This window comes from Amycolatopsis sp. NPDC051106, from assembly GCF_040682775.1.
In the GTDB taxonomy this organism is placed as follows: domain Bacteria; phylum Actinomycetota; class Actinomycetes; order Mycobacteriales; family Pseudonocardiaceae; genus Amycolatopsis.
The window spans coordinates 34,556-51,534 of record NZ_JBFBBQ010000046.1; the positions used below are offsets into that span (position 1 = coordinate 34,556).

Consider the following 16,979-nt stretch of genomic DNA (forward strand, 5'->3'; position numbering starts at 1 on the left):
CCTAGAACAGCACCACCAGCTTCCCGCTGGCCTGGTCGTCCTCCATGTACCGGTGCGCGGCCACGATCTCGTCCAGCCCGAAGACCCGGTCGATGTGGGGCCGGTGCACCCCCGCCTCGACCTCGCCGACGATGCGCTGCAGCACGTCCGCGCGGCCCGTCATGTCCTTGCTGTGGAAGGCCGTCAGCCGCGTGCCGGACGGGATCATCGCCACCGGCTGGAAGTCCGCGATCGACCAGCCGCTCAACGAGCCCGCCACGCACACCGTGCCACCCCGGCGGACCAGGCGGAGCGAGTCCACCGCCGTGCGCGCGCCGACGAGGTCCAGGACGAAGTCGGGCTCCCACGGCAGATCCAGCGGTCCGCCGTCGTCGATCACGACGTGGGCGACGCCCGCCGCGGTCATCGCGCCGGCCTTGTCCGGGCGCCGGGTCGTCGACGCGATCTCGAGGCCGTGGCCGGCCGCGATCGACGCCGCCGCCAGCCCGACCGACGACGTCCCGCCGCGGATCAGCAGCCGCGTTCCCGATGCGATGCCCAGCGCGTCCAGCGCGCCCTGGGCCGTCAGGTACGTCTCGGGCAGCGCCGCCAGGACCTCCCAGGACAATGTGGTGGCGATCGGCATCAGCAGCGCGTCCGGCAGCAGCGCGTATTCCGCGTAGCCGCCGTCGAACTCGCGCCCCATCTCGCCCATCACCGCCGCGACGGTCGTCCCCTCCGGCAGCGCCGGATCGGTGGACCCGGCCACCACGCCCACGCATTCGATCCCGAGCACCCGCGGGAACCGCACGTCCGGCGAATGGCCCTGCCGGGTCCGCAGCTCCGACCGGTTCAGGCCGGCGCCCTTCACCCGGACCAGGCTCCAGCCCGCCCGCACGGCCGGCACCGGCAGGTCACGGACCTCCAGGACCTCCGGGCCACCCGCTCCGACACAGACCGCCGCGCGCATCGTCGTACTCACGGCGGCACCGTGGCACGGGAAACTCCCTTTCGGCAACGCATTTCCCGCGGTACCCCCGAAGAACGGGCACACGGTAGCGCCAGCGCTACCCCTGATCCGGTAGCCCGCGCTACTGATCTTCGCGCCGGATTCGAGCAGCATTTCCGGTATCGAACCGGACATGAAGGAGAAGCGATGCGCAAGGGTGCAGTGATCTTGACGGTGGCGGGGCTGCTGGGCGGCTTGACCACGACGGCGGCGGCCACCGGGCCGAAGCCGCCCGTGCAGGCGAGCCTCGACGCGCTGGTGAGCCAGGAGAAGTTCCCGGCGGCGCTGGCCTGGGTGGGCCGGGACGGCACCGGCACGTCGCTGGTCGCCGGGTCCGCGCGGCTCGACCGCCGCGTCCCGGTCCCGCGCGACGGCCGGGTCCGGGCGGGCAGCAACACGAAGACCTTCACCGCGGTCGTCGTCCTCCAGCTCGTGGCCGAGGGCCGGGTCGAGCTCGACGCGCCGATCGAGCGGTACCTGCCCGGGCTGGTGCGCGGGGAGGGCATCGACGGGAACGCCATCACCGTCCGGCAGCTGCTGCAGCACACCAGCGGGCTGCCGAACTACACCGAGTACCTCGGCGTGGAGAACTTCGAAGACGTCCAGCACAAGTTCTTCCAGCCGCACGACCTGCTCGCCGCGGCGCTGGCCCACCCCGCGAAGTTCGCGCCCGGCACCAAGTGGGAGTACAGCAACACCAACTACCTGCTGGCCGGCCTGCTGATCGAGCACGTGACCGGGCGTCCGGTGCAGGAGCAGATCACGAAGCGGGTGATCGCGAAGGCGGGCCTGCGCGACACGTACTGGCCGCAGCCGGGCGACGAGACCATCCAGGGGCCGCACCCGCACGGCTACGCGCTCGCGAACAGCACGGGCACGAAGGTCGTCGACGCGACCGAGATGGATCCGTCGTGGGGTGGGGCGGCCGGCCAGCTGATCTCGACGCCGAGCGACCTGGCGAAACTGTCGCGGGCCCTGCTCGGCGGCGAGCTGCTGCCGGCCGCGCAGCTGGCCGAGATGCGCAAGACCGTCGACGCGCCGCTGTTCCCGGGGTGGCAGTACGGCCTCGGCCTCTTCCGCGTCCCGCTGAGCTGCGGCGGCGCCTACTGGGGCCACGGCGGCGACATCGACGGCTACGAAACCCGCGGTGGCGCCACGGAGGACGGCCGTTCGGTCGGCCTGGCGGTGACCGCGCTGCCGGGCACGTTCGGAGACGGTGAGAAGGCCGCGGTCGCCGTTCTCTCCACTGTGGACACCGCGTTCTGCCGGTGACGTCCGCTTGAGACGGCGGCTCCCGGGTAACCACTCCCCATGACCGAAGCCGAGCACGGCCCCATCACCCCCGACGCACCCCGCCCGCCCGGGACCCCGGAGATCGACCTCGACGTCGACGTCCCCGAGGTCGACCGCGAGGAGCCCGAGCACCAGGACGTCGACGAGGACGCCGGGGAGGCCGAACCGCCGGGCTGATCACCGGATCGAGGGAATTCCCGGCGCGAACGGTGGTCTCCGGGCTGCCTACGCCCGTCCCGCTGTGCTTGGGTGTTCCCGAATTGCCGGGGACCGAGGAAGGAAGCTGCGGTGCGGACGTCGCGAACGGGGTTGGCGGTGGCGGTCGCTGTCCTGGTGGGGGCCGTCGCGCCCGCCGCCGCGACCACGCCCGATCCGCTCGCGCCCTACCTGACCCAGCAGGTCGAGTGGGGCGCGTGCCCTTTCCAGGCGAAAAAGGCCGCCCAGTGCGCGCGGATCACCGTCCCGCGGGACTGGTCCGCGCCGGCCGCCGGGAAGGACCTGAAGGTCTCGATCAGCCGCGCCGCCGCGACCGGCGAGCGGCGGGGCGCGATCCTGGTGAACCCGGGCGGGCCCGGCGGCCAGGGCACCTCGCTCGCCGGCGCGCTGGCCGGGCTGGAACCGGCGGTGAACGAGCACTTCGACTTCGTCGGCATGGACCCGCGCGGCACCGGCCAGGAGGGCGGCGACGACGACGGGTTCGTCTGCCGGGTGCCGACCGGGCGGCTCCCGGCCGAGGAAGACCTCGACGCGCGCGACCGGTCGGCCACCAGCATCGACCGGCACCAGCGGGTACCACGGGCGCTGGCCGAGGCCTGCCAGAGCGACGCGCTCGCGCCCTTCGTCACCACCTGGCAGACCGCGCACGACATGGACCTGATCCGCGCGCTGCTGGGCGACGAAAAGCTGAACTACCTCGGCTACTCCTACGGCACCTGGCTCGGCGCGAAGTACGCGTCGCTGTTCCCCGGGCACGCCGGGCGGATGGTCCTCGACTCCAGCGTCAACTTCGAAGGCCGGCTCCAGGCCGCGTTCGAGGCGTTCCCGAAGATCGACCAGCGGCAGTTCGACCGCGTCTACGCGCCGTGGCTGGCCCGGCGGTTCCCGGACCAGCTGGGCAAGACCGCCGCCGAAGTCAAGAAGAACTGGGAGCGGGCCCGCGCCTACTTCCGCGACCAGGGCTTGTCGCCGGACGTCTTCGACCACGTCTTCGTCGGCAACGGCAGCAAGAGGCAGTGGCTGATCGGCGCGCTGATCCTCACCAAGGGGCTGGCCGCCCTCGACGGCAAGGCCCCGGCACCGTCGGCGGACCTCGACCGCGTGGCGCGCTCGGTGTTCGGCCGTCCGGCGGACCGGCTGACGGCGGCCGACGTGGCGCCGCCCGAGCCCGACTACGCGGACGTGGGCGGCACCCGCCTGGCCGTGGCGTGCGGCGACCAGCCGACGCGCGCGGCGACCTGGTACAAGCTGCTCAGCGACCTCCAGGGGCCGCAGTACCCGCTGTTCGGCTGGGCGTACGGGCTCAGCGAGGCGTGCGGCTTCTGGTCCGACCCGCCCCGCCACGCGCTGCCGAGGCTCCCGGCGGACGCGGCGAAGAACGTGCTGGTCGTCCAGGGCGAGTTCGACCCGCAGACCGGCTACGAACAGGCCGAGGCGGCGGCGCGGGCAGCCGGGGTCCCGATGGTTTCGGTGGCGGAATCGCCGTTCCACGGCCAGTACGCGGTCAGCGGCAATTCCTGTGTGGACGGTCTGGTGAGCGGCTACTTCCTCGGCGCCGCCCGGCCCGCCGCCACCATCTGCCCGGGGGTCCCGCTGCCCGGGGAGAAGGAGGTCTTCCCGGTGCCGGGCCCGGCGGGCGACCCGGCCGGGCGGCCGGCGGAGGAGCCGGCCCCGCGGGACGCGCTGTCCCCCACCCGGGAACGGCTCCAGGACGAGATCAGCGCGGTCAACCGCGGATAGCCGGCGCGCCCCAAGGTGGCCTTGGGTGCGTTCGACGCACCGAAGGCCGCCTTGGGTGCGTTCAACGCACCGAAGGCCACCTTGGGGCGCTTGCGGCGGGGGACGGCGCTAGCCCGAGTACGCGCCCGTGTCGAGGTCCTCGATCAGCGTGCGCCCGGTCGGCGTCCACCCCAGCAGCTCCTGCGTGGCCGTGCTCGTCGCCGCCAGGTCCATCGCGAAGAAGCCGCCGATCCAGCCGAAGTGGGCCGGGACGTCACCCGCCGGGATCGACGCCACCGGCAGGTCGAACGCGCGGCCGATCGCCTCCGCGATCTGCTTCACCGGCACGCCTTCCTCGGCGACCGCGTGCAGGCGGCTGCCCGCCGGCGCCTTCTCCAGGCCGAGGACGACCATGCGCGCGGCGTCCGTCACGTGCACCGCCGCCCAGCGGTTCGTGCCGTCGCCGGGGTAGCCGGCCACGCCCTTCTCGCGGGCGATCGCCGAGAGGTGCGCGATGAACCCGTGGTCGCCCGTGCCGTGCACGGTCGGCGAGAACCGCAGGCTCACCGGGTGCACGCCGCGGCCGGCGTACTCGAGCGCGAGGTTCTCGGCGCCGCCGCGCGGCGAGTCCGGGCCGTGGAACGGGGACGCGTCGGCTTCGGTGGACGGCCTGCCCTGCACCAGGCCGGCGATCCCCGACGCCAGCAGGAACGGGCGGCCGCTGCCCGCGAGCGCGTCGCCGATCGTGGAGACGGCGGCCCGCTCGGCCGCGTTCGACGCGGCCTGGTCGGCGAAGTCGTGCTTGTTCGCCAGGTGGATGACCGCTTCGGCCCCCTCGGCGCCGGCGCGGATGCCGTCCAGGTCGTCGAGGTCGCCCCGCCGGACCTCGACGCCCTTCGCCTCGAGCTTCGCGGCGGACGCGGCCGACCTGGCCAGCCCGGTGACCTCGTGGCCCGCGACGAGCAGCTCGCCGACGACGGCCGTGCCGATCCAGCCCGAGGCTCCGGTGACGAAAACGCGCATGGCGTGAACTCCTTCGATTTCGAGGCACGATGTCAGCGACCGACGTCAGTCGCTGACATACGCACCCTACGCCTTTATGTCAGCCGCTGCCATCACTAGACTCGGAACCATGGCGCGCTGGGAACCGGGGACCGCTGAGCGGCTGCAGAAGGCCGCGCTCGAACTGTTCGCCACCCGCGGCTACGAGCAGACGACGGCCGCGGAGATCGCGCAGTCCGTCGGCCTGACCGAGCGCACCTTCTTCCGGCACTTCAGCGACAAGCGCGAGGTGCTCTTCCAGGGCCAGGAACTGCTGGTTCAGGCGTTCCTGGACGGCATCGCCGCCGCACGCGCGGACGCGTCACCGCTCGAGGTCGTCGCTTCGGCGCTGCGGTCGGCGGCGACCTTCTTCCCGGACGAGCGCCGCGCGCACTCCCGCACCCGGCAGTCCGTCATCGACCGGAACCCCGCGTTGCAGGAACGGGAGCGCCACAAGCTGACGACCTTGGCCTCGACGGTCGCCGAAGCCCTGCGCGCCCGCGGCGTCGACGAACCCGCGGCCACCCTCGCGGCGGAGTCGGGGGCCACCGTGTTCGGGATCGCGTTCACCCGGTGGCTGCGCGAAGAACGGTCACTGGCCGACCTCGCGGCCGAGGTGCTGGACGAACTGCTGACGCTGGCCGCGACGGCGCGTCAGGCCTTGCGCCCCACGAGGTGAAACACGCGGCTGAGCCGGCGGTAGGGATCTCGCCGGCCGGCTTCGAACTCGACGGCCGCCACGCGTTCCGCGTCGGCCGGATCCACCTCGGTGCCCCCGAACCCGAGCCAGTCGACGAACAGCCAGACGCCGTACCACCGCACGGGTTCCACCCCGCGTCCCCGGAGCAGGCCGCCGAGCTCCTCCACCGTATCGGCCCGGGTCGGCACGCCCAGCACGCCGATCTCGGCGCGGGCGTCGAACGCCGCCAGGGCGTCCTCCCAGCGCTGTTCCAGCGCCGGGCGCACCGCCATCGCGTGGGCGTTGCCCGCCATGATCGACACCACGCCCCCGGCGGCGGCGCACCGGCACAGCTGGTCGAGCACCGGCTCCGGCCGCTCGAGGTACCCGAGGACGCCGTGGCAGAGAACGGCGTCGAAGCGCTGTCCGCCGACGGCTTCCTCGGCGTGCTCGCCGCCGGCTTCGACGAGCGTCACGCGGTCCTGGATGTCGGGCGACAGCCGTTCGCGCGCCTTGCCGAGCATCGCGGGCGACGAGTCCAGCAAGGTGACGTCGTAACCGGCCCGCGCCAGCGGGAAGGACTGGTGGCCCGCGCCACCGCCGACGTCGAGCACGGTGGCCGGGGGCGGCGGGAGGTGCTCCAGCAGCTGCCGGTGCAGCACGTAGGTGCGCACCCGCCCCTTCACCGACGCGTAGGCGTCATCGGCGAACTGACCGGCCAGCGCGGACCACGTGTCGTCACCCACCCGGGTCAAGGTACCGCCGCGGCCCTGGTGACTCCGGGGTGGCGCGCGGAGTACTGTCGGCCTCGCTGCGGTTGAGCAGAGCAGCCGCCCCCTGGCACCCATCCGCCGAGCGCGCCGCGCGCCGGCCGGGACGGCGGGCTCGCCCGCCTCACCGAGGTGAGGACGCATGCACGACACGATCATCCGCCCGGGCGTCACCTTGCTGCTGGAAGCGCCGCCTCGGATCGCGATCACGACGACGGCCGACCGCACGGTCGTGGCGGTCACGGGCGAGCTCGACCTGTCGGTGACCGGCCGCCTCGCGGACTTGCTCGGAGAAGAGCTCTACCTCGCGCCGCGCGCGCTGGTCATCGACTTGACGCACCTCGCGTTCTGCTCGGCGCGGGGGCTGGGCGTGGTGCTGGACGCGGTGGCCGCGGCCCGCGCGGCGGGGATCCCGGTGGCCGTCGTCGCCGGCGGACGCGCGGTGCTGCGTCCGGTCGAGGCACTGGGGCTCGAAGCCGAGCTGCCGCTGTACCGCACGCTCGCCGAGGCGGAGGAACACCATGTCCGATGAGCAGGAGTGGCAGCGCGCCAAGGAGACGTTCGTCGCCGGCGAAGACCGGCCCGCCGCCGGTCCGCTGGCCGGGGAGTTCGCCCGGCTGACGAGCCGGCTGCTCGCCGCCCCCACCGTCGAAGACGTCCTGGAGCGTGTGCTCGAGGCCACCACGCTCATGGTGCCCGCCGCCGACGTGGCCAGCTTCACGCTGATCGGCACCGACGGGCAGTTCCACACGCCCGCGGAGACCGACGAGGTCGCCCTCGAGCTGGACCTGCTGCAGTACCGGTTCCGGGAAGGGCCGTGCGTGGAGGCCGCCGTGCCGGCCGGGCCGGCCGTGGCGATCGCGCCGGACCTCGCCCACGAGCCCCGCTGGCCGCAGTGGGCGCCGGCCGCCGTCGGGCTCGGCGTGGGCGCCGTCCTCTCCACCGCGCTCATCCCCGGCGCGCCGACCGGCCGGTCCGTCGGCGCGCTCAACGTCTACTCGCGCGCGGCCGGCGGGCTGGACGAAGCGGACCGTGACGTGTTGCTGCTGCTGGCCACCCACGCGTCGCTGGCCGTCGCCGCGACCGACGCCGTGACACGCGGCGAGCTGCAGTCGGCGCACCTGCGCCGGGCGATCGAGGGCCGGGACGTGATCGGGCAGGCCAAGGGCATCATCATGGCCCGCCGCGGCGTCTCGGCGGACGAGGCGTTCGACGTTCTCCGGCGCACCTCCCAGGACCTGAACGTCAAGCTGTCCGAGCTGGCGAGGACCCTCGCCGAGCGGCACGCCGAGATCGACCTGCCCGCCCACTGACGTCATCACATCGACGACTTACCTCTTGTCATCGTTTCGACGACATGCTACAAACGTAGTGCGTGTTGACGACCCCGAACGCGAACAGGAGGAGAACGATGTTGATGCGCACCGACCCGTTCCGCGAGCTGGACCGCTTCGCCCAGCAGGTCTTCGGCACCCCCGGCACCTGGTCCAAGCCGGCCGCGATGCCGATGGACGCCTACCGCGCCGGCAACGAGTTCGTCGTCTGCTTCGACCTGCCCGGCGTCCCCAAGGACGCCATCGAGCTCGACGTCGAGCGCAACGTCCTGACCGTCAAGGCCGAACGACGGCCCCTCCCCGGCGGTGACGACGTCCAGATGCAGGTCTCCGAACGCCCGCTCGGCGTGTTCTCCCGCCAGCTGTTCCTCGGCGACACCCTCGACGCCGACCACATCGTGGCCGACTACGAGGCCGGCGTGCTGACCCTGCGCATCCCGGTCGCCGAGAAGGCCAAGCCGCGCCGCATCGAAATCGCCGGCGACGAGTCCGACCGGAAGCAGATCAAGGCCTGAGGCGTTCGGTGGGCGGGCCGGCCCCGGCCCGCCCATTTTCGCCCTTCAGTCCGCCGTGGCGGGTCGCGGCGGCTCAGCGTCCGGCTGCCGCCGGATCCACGCGCGGGCGTCGTCCATCGAGGCGTGCAGGGCGAGGGCTTCGTCCAGCCGGCTGAGGCGCACCACGCGCACCACCGGGTAGCGGCCCGCGACCACCGCGAGCGGTACGCCGCCGTCGGCCGTCTGCGCGGCGAGCTCCGCCAGCACCTGCAGGCCCGCGGAGCCGCAGAAACCGACGTCGTCCAGGTCGACGATGAGCGCCTCCGGCCGGTCGGCCAGCACCGCCCGCGCCCGCGCGCGCAGCACCGGCGCCGTCCCCAGGTCCAGGTCGCCGGCGGCCGCGACGACGACCGCTTCGGGCACCGCGCGCACCCGCACCGTCAGCTCGCCGGTCACCGTGTCTCCTTCCGCTGGTGCCCGACCTTAAAGGCCCCGCATCGTTTTGTCATCGATTTGCGGCTCAAGAGCCGAGCGGCGCGTGTCGCGCGGGTCCATCATGGGGGAATGAACCAGCCGGTCACCGCTCCCGCCGCCACCTGGACGGCGGGAGCGGTCGCCCGGATGCTCGGGCTGCCGCCGTCGACGCTGCGCGCATGGCACCGCCGCTACGGCCTCCCGCTGTCGGCGCCGCAGACCGGCAGCCACCGCCGCTACGGACGGGCCGACGTCGACGCCCTGCTCCGCATGAAGCACCTGATCGAGCAGGGGCTCGGCACGGAAACCGCGGCGGCGCGCGCGTTCCACCCCGGCGGCGGCACGGATGTCGCGACACTGCTGAGGGCGATCCGCGACCTGAAGATCGACACGGCGACCGCGCTCCTGGAGGCGCACCTCGTCGACCACGACGTCGTCGGCACGTGGGAGCACCTCTGCCGGCCCGCGCTGGGCGCCCTGGACGGCGACCGCTGCATCGACCTGGTGCACGGGCTTTCGTGGGCGATCGCCGCGGCCCTGCACCGCATCCCGGCGCCGGGCAGCGCGGGCCCGCCGGTACTGCTGGCGTGCGCCGACGGTGACCGGCACACCCTGCCCCTGGAAGCGCTGCGCGCCGCGCTGGCCGAACACAGCCGCGCGGCCCTGTTCCTGGGCGGGTCCATGCCGGACACGGCGCTGCGCGACGCCATCGCCCGCACGCACCCGGCGGCGGTCGTGCTGTGGAGCAGCCGCCCGGCGGCGCCCCCGCGCCGGCTGCGCGTACCCCGGCTGGTCCTCGCCGGACCAGGGTGGCCCCGCCGGACACCGCGTGCCGCCCGCCCGGCCTCGCTCGGCGAGGCGGTCGCACTGCTGACCGGCGCGGACTGAGGAGGATCGAGCCGGCGGCCCGGATTCCTTTGTCCGGCGGGTCGCCGACTCCGCAAGCAGGCTCGCCACGCCGGTGCTGGGCGTTGGTCGTGATGACAGGAATGAGTCATTCACTGCGTCGGACGCCAGGAATGAGTCATTCACTGCATCGGCGCGGCCGGGAGTCTCGCCGGGCGACAGTCCGGGTCCCTTTTGTCCGATCAGCTCGCCGGCCCCGCCCGCGACCGACCACCTGCGCCGCCACCTCCCAGCGGCGTCCGGCATCCTGAGACCCGCTGTGTCCAGGGACGAGGGGACGACAATGGGTGTTTCACCCGAGGTGACCGTGCCGGCGAGCGTCGACAGCCCGGTGCCGCCGAAGCCGCCGGCCTCCGGGGTGGCGCGCTGGCTGCTGGAGCACCGGGTCGCGCCCGTCGGGCGGCAGGGCGGCGAGGACCACGGCACGCCGCAGGCCTGGTGGAAGGTCATGTGCCTGACCGGCGTCGACTACTTCTCCACCCTCTCCTACCTGCCCGGGATCGCCGCGCTCGCCGCCGGGGCGCTCTCGCCGCTGGCGACGCTGCTGATCGTCGCGCTGACCCTGCTCGGCATGCTGCCGATGTACCGCCGCGTCGCCCGCGAAAGCCCGCACGGCCAAGGCTCGGTGGCGATGCTGGAGGACCTGCTGCCGTTCTGGCGCGGGAAGCTCTTCGTCCTCACCCTGCTGGGGTTCGTCGCGACGTCGTGGATCATCACGATCACGCTGTCCTCGGCGGACGCCACCGTCCACATGCTGGAGAACCCGTACCTGCCGGGCTTCCTGCACGGCCACGCCGTGCTCATCACCGTCGTGCTGCTGCTGATCCTCGGCGGGGTGTTCCTGCTGGGCTTCAGCGAAGCGGTCGGCGTCGCCATCCCGCTCGTCGCGGTCTTCCTGGTGCTCAACGCCGTGGTCACGGTCGTCGGCGTGGTGGACCTCCTCGGCGACTCCGCGGCCCTCTCCCGCTGGACCGACGCGCTGACCGCGGGCGGCGGCGGGTTCACCGGCGTCATCGGGCCGGCCGTGGTCGCGTTCCCGCTGCTGGTGCTGGGCCTTTCGGGCTTCGAGACCGGGGTCAGCATGATGCCGCTCGTCGCCGCGAAGGGGAAGACCGCCGAAGAGCGGATGGAGTCGCGGGTCCGCAACACGCGCAAGCTGCTGACCGTCGCCGCGCTGATCATGTCCGTGTTCCTGATCGCGACGAGCTTCATCACGACGGTGCTGATCCCGGCGGACGCGTTCAAGGAAGGCGGCGAGGCCAACGGCCGGGCCATGGCCTACCTCGCCCACCACGAGCTGGGCGAGATCTTCGGCACCGCCTACGACATCAGCAGCGTCCTGATCCTGTGGTTCGCCGGCGCGTCGGCGATGGCCGGGCTGATCAACATCGTGCCGCGGTACCTGCCGTCCTACGGGATGGCGCCGGAGTGGGGCCGCGCGGTGCGGCCAGTGGTGATCGTCTACACGGTGATCAGCGTCCTGATCACGGTCGCGTTCGGCGCCGACGTCAACGCGCAGGCCGGGGCCTACGCGACCGGGATTCTCGCGATGATGGTCTCGGGCGCCGTCGCGGTGAGCATCTCGGCGATCCGGCGGCGGCAGCGCGGCGCGGCGATCGGGTTCGGCGTCCTGACGCTGGTGCTGCTGTACGCACTCGTCGAGAACGTCATCGAAAAGCCGGACGGCATCGCCATTTCGGCCCTGTTCATCCTCGGGATCATCGTCGTCTCCCTCATTTCGCGGGTTTCGCGGACGACGGAGCTGCGCGCCGAGCGCATCGAGTTCGACGAGGAAGCGCGCCGGTTCATCACCGATTCGCTGGCGCACGACGGCAAGCTGCACATCATCGCGAACAAGCGCCAGGGCGGCGACGAAGCCGAGTACTCGGCCAAGGAAGCCGAACAGCGCTCGATGAACCCGGTCCCCGGCGCGGCCGACGTCCTCTTCCTCGAGATCGACGTGGTCGACCCGTCGGAGTTCGCCAACGTGCTCAAGGTGCGCGGCGTGGACATCGACGGGTACCGGATCCTCCGCGCGGACAGCCCCGCGGCGCCGAACGCGATCGCGGCGATCCTGCTGGCGTTGCGCGACGTGACGGGCGTCCGGCCGCAGTGCCACTTCGAGTGGTCCGAAGGCAATCCGCTCGGGCACCTGTTCCGCTACCTGATCCTGGGCCGCGGCGACACGGCCCCGGTGGTCCGCGAGATCATCCGCACCGCGGAGAAGGACCCGGCCCGCCGGCCGGGCATCCACGTGGGCGGCTGAGCCGGGAGTTCATTCCGAACCCGTGCGCCGGCCACCCCGGCTGGGTACGTTGCTTCGCGTGAAGACTCCGGCGCCGCTCGCCCTGGCCCTGTCCGCCGCGCTCACCCTGGCGCTCGGCTCACCCGCTTCCGCAGGTGGGCTTCTCGCGCCCGGGTTGGCCGTCTCCACCACCGTCACCGGCGAGGGCACCGGGCACAACACCTGGACCGTCACCGCGCTCGTACCCGGCGGGTCGAGCCCCGATCCGGACGCGCCGCCGACCGCGCTCGGCAGCCGTGAGCACGCCGGCTCGCTCGTGACCTCCTTGCGGGGCAAGGGTTTCGCGGCCCGGGCCGAGCGGGTCGACTGGCCCGCCTTCGCCGACACTCCGCGCGGCGCCCTCGGCTGGCGGGTGCGGGTCGGTTCCTTCACCGACCGCGCGCAGGCCGCCGCCACCGCGAGCGCCATGACGGCGAGCGGCTTCACCAACGCCGTCGAATGGACCGGCCAGGACGGACCCGAAGCGCAGGGCCCGCAGCGCGTCCGCGTCGCCACGGTCGACCCGCGGCGGTTCCGCGGCGACGTCGTCGCGTCCCACGGCGAGTCGGTGGCGGGGCGGCGCACGACGTCGGCGCTGTCGGCCGCCGCGGGGGCGCTCGTCGGGACCAACGGCGGCTTCTTCGTCATCGACCCGCGCGACGGCATCCCCGGCGAACCCGCCGGCATCGGCGTCTACCAAGGGCTCCTGCAGAGCGAAGCCACCGCCGGGCGGCCCGCGCTGCTGCTCGGGGACCGTCCCTCGATCGGCGTCCCGCGGACCGCGCTCACCGTCGGCGGGCACGCCGTCAACGGCGTCAACCGCAAGCCCGGTCTCATCCGCAACTGCGGCGAGCCCGGCGGCGTCCCGACGGACCGGCCGCTGCACGACACGACCTGTACCCATCCCGACGAGCTCGTGCTCTTCACGCCGCAGCTCGGCACGCCCACCCCGGCCGGCGACGGCGTCGAAGCCGTACTGGACTCCCACGACGTCGTCACGGCGGTGCGCCCCGCGGGCGGCGACGTGCCCGCCGGCGGGCACACCGTGCAGGGCATCGGCGCCGCGGCGGCGTGGCTGGGCGACCACGCGCGGCCGGGCGCGAAGCTGCCGGTCGGATCGAGGATCTTCGAAGCCGGCCGGCCGATCCACCCCACCGGCGTCGTCAACGGCGGCCCGTGGCTGGTCCGCGGCGGGCGGATCGCGGTCGACGCGGCGGCGGACGGCATCGTGCACCCGGGCGACCCGTCGTTCGTGTACGGCTGGGGCGTCAAGCGCAACCCGCGCACGATGGTCGGCCTCGACCGCGAGGGCCGGCTGCTGATCGTCACCGCCGACGGCCGTCAGCCGGGGTTCGCCGAAGGTCTTTCCCTGATCGAGGGCGCGCGGCTGATGGCGCGGCTGGGCGCGGTGACCGCGATCAACCTCGACGGCGGCGGCTCGACGGCGATGGCGATCGAGGGCAAACTCGTGAGCTCGCCCTCGGACGCGACGGGCGAACGCCCGGTCGGCGACGCGCTGCTGGTGCTGCCACGGGGCTGATCACCTGGTGGTTGGATGACCGCGTGGAGCAGAAGAGATCATCCGAGCGGCTGGTGTTCTTCACCGACGCCGTGGTCGCGATCGCGCTGACGTTGCTGGTCCTGCCGCTGACGGACCTCGTGCCGGAGCTCGTCGCGGAACACGGGTCAGCGGTGGAGGCCGTCACCGGCAACTGGTCGAAGATCGTCAGCTTCCTGCTCAGCTTCGTCGTGATCGGCCGCTTCTGGTCCGTTCACCACCGCATCTTCGAGCACGTGCGCGCCTACAGCACCGCGCTCGTGCGCGTCAACTTCTGCTGGCTGCTGACGATCGCCCTGCTGCCCTTCCCCACCGAGCTGATCGGCGCGTACCGGTCCGAGCGCTTCACCGTGCTGTTCTACCTGGGGACGCTGCTGGCCAGCAGCCTGTGCCACACGGCGCTGGTGCTCATCGTCCGCCGTGACCCGCAGGTGCGCGGAGGAGCCGAGCCGGTGCCGGACGAGATGCTCTGGAACTTCGTGGTCAGCTCGGCGGTGTTCGCGCTCGCGGTCGTGGTGGGGTTCGTCAAGCCTGATATCGGCTACTTCGTGCTGCTGTTGCTGGCGTTCCCGTCGGCGGTCGTCCGCCGGGCGCTGGGCCGCACCGGTAAATGAGTGGGCGGGACGGCGGCGGCGCGCTATCGTGCCGGTGACCGTGACTCGACGCCGGGAGGTGAGCCCCATGAACGCTGTTTCGATGTGGGTGCTCCCCTCGTCGTCACGGTCGGGCGACTGACGTAGGGGTCGCCGGGAGCGCTTCAGGCACTCCCGAAAGGTACGAACCTTTGCAACTCAAGCATTTCACCTCGGGCGAGCCCGCGGTGGTGATCACGCGCGTCGCGCAGCGGCACTGGCACGCGCTGGAGGACGACCGGGTGGTCGGCCGCGGCGAGGCTTCGACCCGGCCCGACGGGCGGATCTTCGTCAGCATCGACGCCTGGCACCGCTCGGTCTTCGACCGGCTCGCCGACGCGATGCTGGCGGAGCTCCCGTCCCCGCTCCACACGATCGTCGACGAGGCCGACGTCGAACTGGCGGCCGGCTGGGAACGAGCCGGCTTCACGACCCGGCGTCGCGAGTGGGAGTACGTCGTGCCCACCGGCGGCGCCGGCCGGGTGCTCCCGCCGCCGGGCGTGACGATCGTGCCCCGCGGCTCGGCTTCCGAGGGACCGCTGCGCGCGCTGGACCGCGTGGTCCGCGCCGAAGTCGAGGCGACGGTCGGCTGGCAGGAAATGCCGGCCGAGGTGCTGCCACACCCACCCGGGGACACGGTGGTGGACCCGGCGTTGTACGCGGCCGCGGCCGAAGCGGGCGAGTACGTCGGGCTGGTCCGGGTGGTCCAGGTGACCCGGCTGCCCCGGATCGGCCTGATCGCGGTCCGCGCGGACCACCGGCGCCGCGGCATCGCCCGGGCGCTGCTGGCCGAGGTGCTGGGCGCCCTGCACGACGCGGGAATCCCCCGGGCGTCGGCGGAAGTGAACGAGGCCAACCCGGCGGCGACGGCGCTGTTCGAGAGCGTCGGCGCCCGGCGGGCGGGCAGCAACCTGGAGCTGGTGCGCCATGGCGGATAAGGGCGGCATCGAAGTCGAGGGCACCGTGCTGGAGTGCCTGCGCAACGCCACGTTCAAGGTGGAGCTGCCGAACGGGCACCAGGTCCTCGCGCACATCAGCGGGAAGATCCGGAAGAACTACATCAAGATCCTGCCGTTCGACCGGGTGCTGGTGGAGCTGAGCCCGTACGACCTGAGCCGGGGCCGGATCCTGTTCCGCTACCGGAACTAGGCCGGGGCGCGGTCCGGGAACCCGCGGGTGCCCGGACCGCGCTCGAGCCGGCTCAGCCGCGGGGGCTCCGGTCCGCGAACTCGACCGTGAAGCCGTCCGGGTCCCGCAGCTGCAGCTGCCGCTCGAAGCCGCGATCGCGCGGCGGGCCGGCGACCGGCACCCCGCGGGCGACGAAGTCCGCGTACAGCTCGTCGAGGTCGTCGGCCAGCAGCTCGACCTGGACGAACTGGCGCAGCCGATCGGCTTCCCGCTCGACGACGGCGCCGAGTTCCAGCAGGCCGAGCGTGGCGGAGTCCAGCCGCAGCAACACGAACCGGCCGTTGCGGATCTCGGTGGTGAATCCGAGGGATTCGTAGAAGGGGACCGAACGGCCCAAGTCGGTGACGGGCAGGCTCATCCCGGCGAACGTGATCAAGGCGCACTCCTTCGGCTCAGTGCGCCAAAGGGAGTGCCGAGCGGGCGTTCCGACGCTGCACCCGCTCGCCGGCCAGTTTAGCCGAGCTCCGCCAGCACCGCCCGGATCGCCGGGCTCGCGTCCGCACTCCGCCGCCACGCCGCGTGGACCTCTCGCTTCGGCTGACGCCGCAAGGGACGCGCCACCAGGTCCTCCCCCAGCGGCGGCCGGGCCAGGCGCGGGATCAGCGCCAGCACCCCGCCGGCGGCCACCAACGCCAGCTGCGTCGCGAAGTCGTCGACCAGGTGACGGACGTCCGGCTCCGCCGGCGCGTCCGCGAACAGGCGCCGGAACCACTGGTGGCACACCGTTCCCGGCGGGCTGGTCACCCACGCGTGGCCGAAGACCTCGGCGCCGAGCGGTCCGGTGACCGACGCGAGCGGGTGCGACCGGCTCATCACCACGTCGCCGACGTCGGTGTGCACCAGCCGCTGCGTCAGCGACGGCGGCTGGGCGGCGGGCAGCCCGTCGGCGTCGTGGACGAGGGCGAGGTCGGCCGTCCCGGCGTCGACGCTGTGCAGTGCTTCGCCGGGGTCCTGCTCGGTGATCTCGACGCGCAGTTCGGGACAGCGCACCGACAGTCCGCGCAGCACCGGCGCGAGCAGGCCGCGGATCGCGGTCGAGAACGCCACCACGCGCAGCGTCCCGCGCGGCGCGCCCTCCGAGACCGACTGGGCCGCTTCGGCGCACCGCTCCAGCGCCTGGAACACCTCCGGCGCCGAGTCGACGATAGCCTGCCCGGCCGGCGTCAGCACGACCCCGCGCCCCGCCGGCGCGAGCACCGGCACGCCGACCTGCCGCTCCAGCCGTTTGAGCTGCTGCGACACCGCGGACGCCGTGAACCCCAGCTCGTCGGCCGCCCGCGCCAGCGTCCCGAGCGCCGCCACCGACCGCAGCGCCCGGAGCGCGCCCAGCTCGATCATCAAGCCAGATTACGCAATACCGGCAAGAAAGCATCGCTGGACCACACCAGTCGCGCCGGGCAAGG

19 protein-coding genes are annotated in these 16,979 nt (G+C 73.1%); 13 read left to right on the forward strand and 6 right to left on the reverse strand.

Features of this window, described 5'->3' with window-relative positions; translation table 11 throughout:
- Position 1: 1 nt before the first annotated feature.
- Positions 2 to 961: a zinc-binding dehydrogenase gene (locus AB0M83_RS29600; RefSeq protein WP_364521677.1), complete on the reverse strand. Its 960-nt coding sequence runs from the start codon at positions 959 to 961 to the stop codon at positions 2 to 4.
- A gap of 174 nt (positions 962 to 1,135) precedes the next feature.
- Between AB0M83_RS29600 and AB0M83_RS29605 the strand changes: the two genes are divergently transcribed.
- The 3 genes from AB0M83_RS29605 to AB0M83_RS29615 all read left to right on the forward strand — a co-directional run bounded on the left by AB0M83_RS29605 (position 1,136) and on the right by AB0M83_RS29615 (position 4,237).
- Positions 1,136 to 2,260 carry a serine hydrolase domain-containing protein gene (locus AB0M83_RS29605; RefSeq protein WP_364521678.1) on the forward strand — a complete coding sequence of 375 codons (1,125 nt, stop codon included), beginning with the start codon at positions 1,136 to 1,138 and terminating at the stop codon, positions 2,258 to 2,260.
- A 39-nt stretch (positions 2,261 to 2,299) separates the two neighbouring features.
- Positions 2,300 to 2,458, forward strand: coding sequence for a hypothetical protein (locus tag AB0M83_RS29610; RefSeq protein WP_364521679.1), 159 nt, complete (start codon positions 2,300 to 2,302; stop codon positions 2,456 to 2,458).
- A 111-nt stretch (positions 2,459 to 2,569) separates the two neighbouring features.
- A complete protein-coding gene (locus tag AB0M83_RS29615) occupies positions 2,570 to 4,237 on the forward strand; it encodes an alpha/beta fold hydrolase (RefSeq protein WP_364521680.1) in 1,668 nt (555 codons plus the stop codon).
- A gap of 108 nt (positions 4,238 to 4,345) precedes the next feature.
- On the opposite strand, the gene AB0M83_RS29620 is transcribed toward AB0M83_RS29615, so the two are convergent.
- The gene (locus AB0M83_RS29620; protein ID WP_364521681.1) at positions 4,346 to 5,239 is read right to left on the reverse strand and encodes an SDR family oxidoreductase; all 894 of its coding nucleotides are present in this window, start codon (positions 5,237 to 5,239) and stop codon (positions 4,346 to 4,348) included.
- A gap of 109 nt (positions 5,240 to 5,348) precedes the next feature.
- Here AB0M83_RS29620 and AB0M83_RS29625 point away from each other — a divergent pair, with 109 nt between their 5' ends.
- Complete coding sequence (locus tag AB0M83_RS29625) at positions 5,349 to 5,936, forward strand: TetR family transcriptional regulator (RefSeq protein ID WP_364521682.1); 588 nt, start codon at positions 5,349 to 5,351, stop codon at positions 5,934 to 5,936.
- Here the strand turns inward: AB0M83_RS29625 and AB0M83_RS29630 are convergent.
- Positions 5,912 to 6,682, reverse strand: coding sequence for a methyltransferase (locus tag AB0M83_RS29630; protein WP_364521683.1), 771 nt, complete (start codon positions 6,680 to 6,682; stop codon positions 5,912 to 5,914). The two genes, AB0M83_RS29625 and AB0M83_RS29630, sit on opposite strands and share 25 nt — an antisense overlap.
- 166 nt (positions 6,683 to 6,848) lie before the next feature.
- On the opposite strand from AB0M83_RS29630, the gene AB0M83_RS29635 reads away from it, so the two are divergent.
- The 3 genes from AB0M83_RS29635 to AB0M83_RS29645 all read left to right on the forward strand — a co-directional run bounded on the left by AB0M83_RS29635 (position 6,849) and on the right by AB0M83_RS29645 (position 8,555).
- Positions 6,849 to 7,238, forward strand: a complete 390-nt coding sequence (locus tag AB0M83_RS29635) for an STAS domain-containing protein (RefSeq protein ID WP_364521684.1) — start codon at positions 6,849 to 6,851, stop codon at positions 7,236 to 7,238.
- On the forward strand, positions 7,228 to 8,019 hold the full coding sequence (locus AB0M83_RS29640; RefSeq protein ID WP_364521685.1) for a GAF and ANTAR domain-containing protein: 792 nt from the start codon (positions 7,228 to 7,230) through the stop codon (positions 8,017 to 8,019). Before AB0M83_RS29635 ends, AB0M83_RS29640 begins: the two co-directional genes overlap by 11 nt.
- Before the next feature lie 98 nt (positions 8,020 to 8,117).
- Positions 8,118 to 8,555 (forward strand): Hsp20/alpha crystallin family protein, encoded by a 438-nt coding sequence (locus tag AB0M83_RS29645; RefSeq protein WP_364521686.1) that lies wholly within the window; start codon positions 8,118 to 8,120, stop codon positions 8,553 to 8,555.
- A gap of 45 nt (positions 8,556 to 8,600) precedes the next feature.
- On the opposite strand, the gene AB0M83_RS29650 is transcribed toward AB0M83_RS29645, so the two are convergent.
- Positions 8,601 to 8,990 carry an STAS domain-containing protein gene (locus tag AB0M83_RS29650; protein WP_364521687.1) on the reverse strand — a complete coding sequence of 130 codons (390 nt, stop codon included), beginning with the start codon at positions 8,988 to 8,990 and terminating at the stop codon, positions 8,601 to 8,603.
- A 108-nt stretch (positions 8,991 to 9,098) separates the two neighbouring features.
- Here AB0M83_RS29650 and AB0M83_RS29655 point away from each other — a divergent pair, with 108 nt between their 5' ends.
- The 6 genes from AB0M83_RS29655 (at position 9,099) to infA (ending at position 15,537) form a co-directional block, all read left to right on the forward strand.
- Positions 9,099 to 9,896, forward strand: a complete 798-nt coding sequence (locus tag AB0M83_RS29655) for a MerR family transcriptional regulator (RefSeq protein WP_364521688.1) — start codon at positions 9,099 to 9,101, stop codon at positions 9,894 to 9,896.
- A 301-nt stretch (positions 9,897 to 10,197) separates the two neighbouring features.
- Positions 10,198 to 12,180, forward strand: coding sequence for an amino acid transporter (locus AB0M83_RS29660; protein WP_364521689.1), 1,983 nt, complete (start codon positions 10,198 to 10,200; stop codon positions 12,178 to 12,180).
- A gap of 58 nt (positions 12,181 to 12,238) precedes the next feature.
- On the forward strand, positions 12,239 to 13,738 hold the full coding sequence (locus AB0M83_RS29665) for a phosphodiester glycosidase family protein (RefSeq protein WP_364521690.1): 1,500 nt from the start codon (positions 12,239 to 12,241) through the stop codon (positions 13,736 to 13,738).
- A 23-nt stretch (positions 13,739 to 13,761) separates the two neighbouring features.
- Positions 13,762 to 14,370, forward strand: a complete 609-nt coding sequence (locus AB0M83_RS29670) for a TMEM175 family protein (RefSeq protein WP_364521691.1) — start codon at positions 13,762 to 13,764, stop codon at positions 14,368 to 14,370.
- Positions 14,371 to 14,540: 170 nt separating this feature from the next.
- Positions 14,541 to 15,326 (forward strand): GNAT family N-acetyltransferase, encoded by a 786-nt coding sequence (locus AB0M83_RS29675; protein ID WP_364521692.1) that lies wholly within the window; start codon positions 14,541 to 14,543, stop codon positions 15,324 to 15,326.
- Complete coding sequence (gene infA, locus AB0M83_RS29680; RefSeq protein WP_364521693.1) at positions 15,316 to 15,537, forward strand: translation initiation factor IF-1; 222 nt, start codon at positions 15,316 to 15,318, stop codon at positions 15,535 to 15,537. The genes AB0M83_RS29675 and infA overlap by 11 nt, the downstream gene beginning before the upstream one ends.
- Before the next feature lie 52 nt (positions 15,538 to 15,589).
- Here infA and AB0M83_RS29685 read toward each other — a convergent pair whose 3' ends face one another.
- Positions 15,590 to 15,952 (reverse strand): VOC family protein, encoded by a 363-nt coding sequence (locus tag AB0M83_RS29685; RefSeq protein WP_364521694.1) that lies wholly within the window; start codon positions 15,950 to 15,952, stop codon positions 15,590 to 15,592.
- Positions 15,953 to 16,029: 77 nt separating this feature from the next.
- Positions 16,030 to 16,914, reverse strand: a complete 885-nt coding sequence (locus AB0M83_RS29690) for a LysR family transcriptional regulator (protein WP_364521695.1) — start codon at positions 16,912 to 16,914, stop codon at positions 16,030 to 16,032.
- Positions 16,915 to 16,979 lie beyond the last annotated feature (65 nt).

What these genes read in the sequence shown, in the direction of transcription:
- AB0M83_RS29605 (WP_364521678.1), top strand. Translation starts at nt 1,136, where the DNA reads ATGCGCAAGGGTGCAGTGATCTTGACGGTGGCGGGGCTGCTGGGCGGC.
- AB0M83_RS29610 (WP_364521679.1), top strand. Translation starts at nt 2,300, where the DNA reads ATGACCGAAGCCGAGCACGGCCCCATCACCCCCGACGCACCCCGCCCG.
- AB0M83_RS29620 (WP_364521681.1), bottom strand. Translation starts at nt 5,239, where the DNA reads ATGCGCGTTTTCGTCACCGGAGCCTCGGGCTGGATCGGCACGGCCGTC.
- AB0M83_RS29625 (WP_364521682.1), top strand. Translation starts at nt 5,349, where the DNA reads ATGGCGCGCTGGGAACCGGGGACCGCTGAGCGGCTGCAGAAGGCCGCG.
- AB0M83_RS29635 (WP_364521684.1), top strand. Translation starts at nt 6,849, where the DNA reads ATGCACGACACGATCATCCGCCCGGGCGTCACCTTGCTGCTGGAAGCG.
- AB0M83_RS29640 (WP_364521685.1), top strand. Translation starts at nt 7,228, where the DNA reads ATGTCCGATGAGCAGGAGTGGCAGCGCGCCAAGGAGACGTTCGTCGCC.
- AB0M83_RS29645 (WP_364521686.1), top strand. Translation starts at nt 8,118, where the DNA reads ATGTTGATGCGCACCGACCCGTTCCGCGAGCTGGACCGCTTCGCCCAG.
- AB0M83_RS29655 (WP_364521688.1), top strand. Translation starts at nt 9,099, where the DNA reads ATGAACCAGCCGGTCACCGCTCCCGCCGCCACCTGGACGGCGGGAGCG.
- AB0M83_RS29660 (WP_364521689.1), top strand. Translation starts at nt 10,198, where the DNA reads ATGGGTGTTTCACCCGAGGTGACCGTGCCGGCGAGCGTCGACAGCCCG.
- infA (WP_364521693.1), top strand. Translation starts at nt 15,316, where the DNA reads ATGGCGGATAAGGGCGGCATCGAAGTCGAGGGCACCGTGCTGGAGTGC.
- AB0M83_RS29690 (WP_364521695.1), bottom strand. Translation starts at nt 16,914, where the DNA reads ATGATCGAGCTGGGCGCGCTCCGGGCGCTGCGGTCGGTGGCGGCGCTC.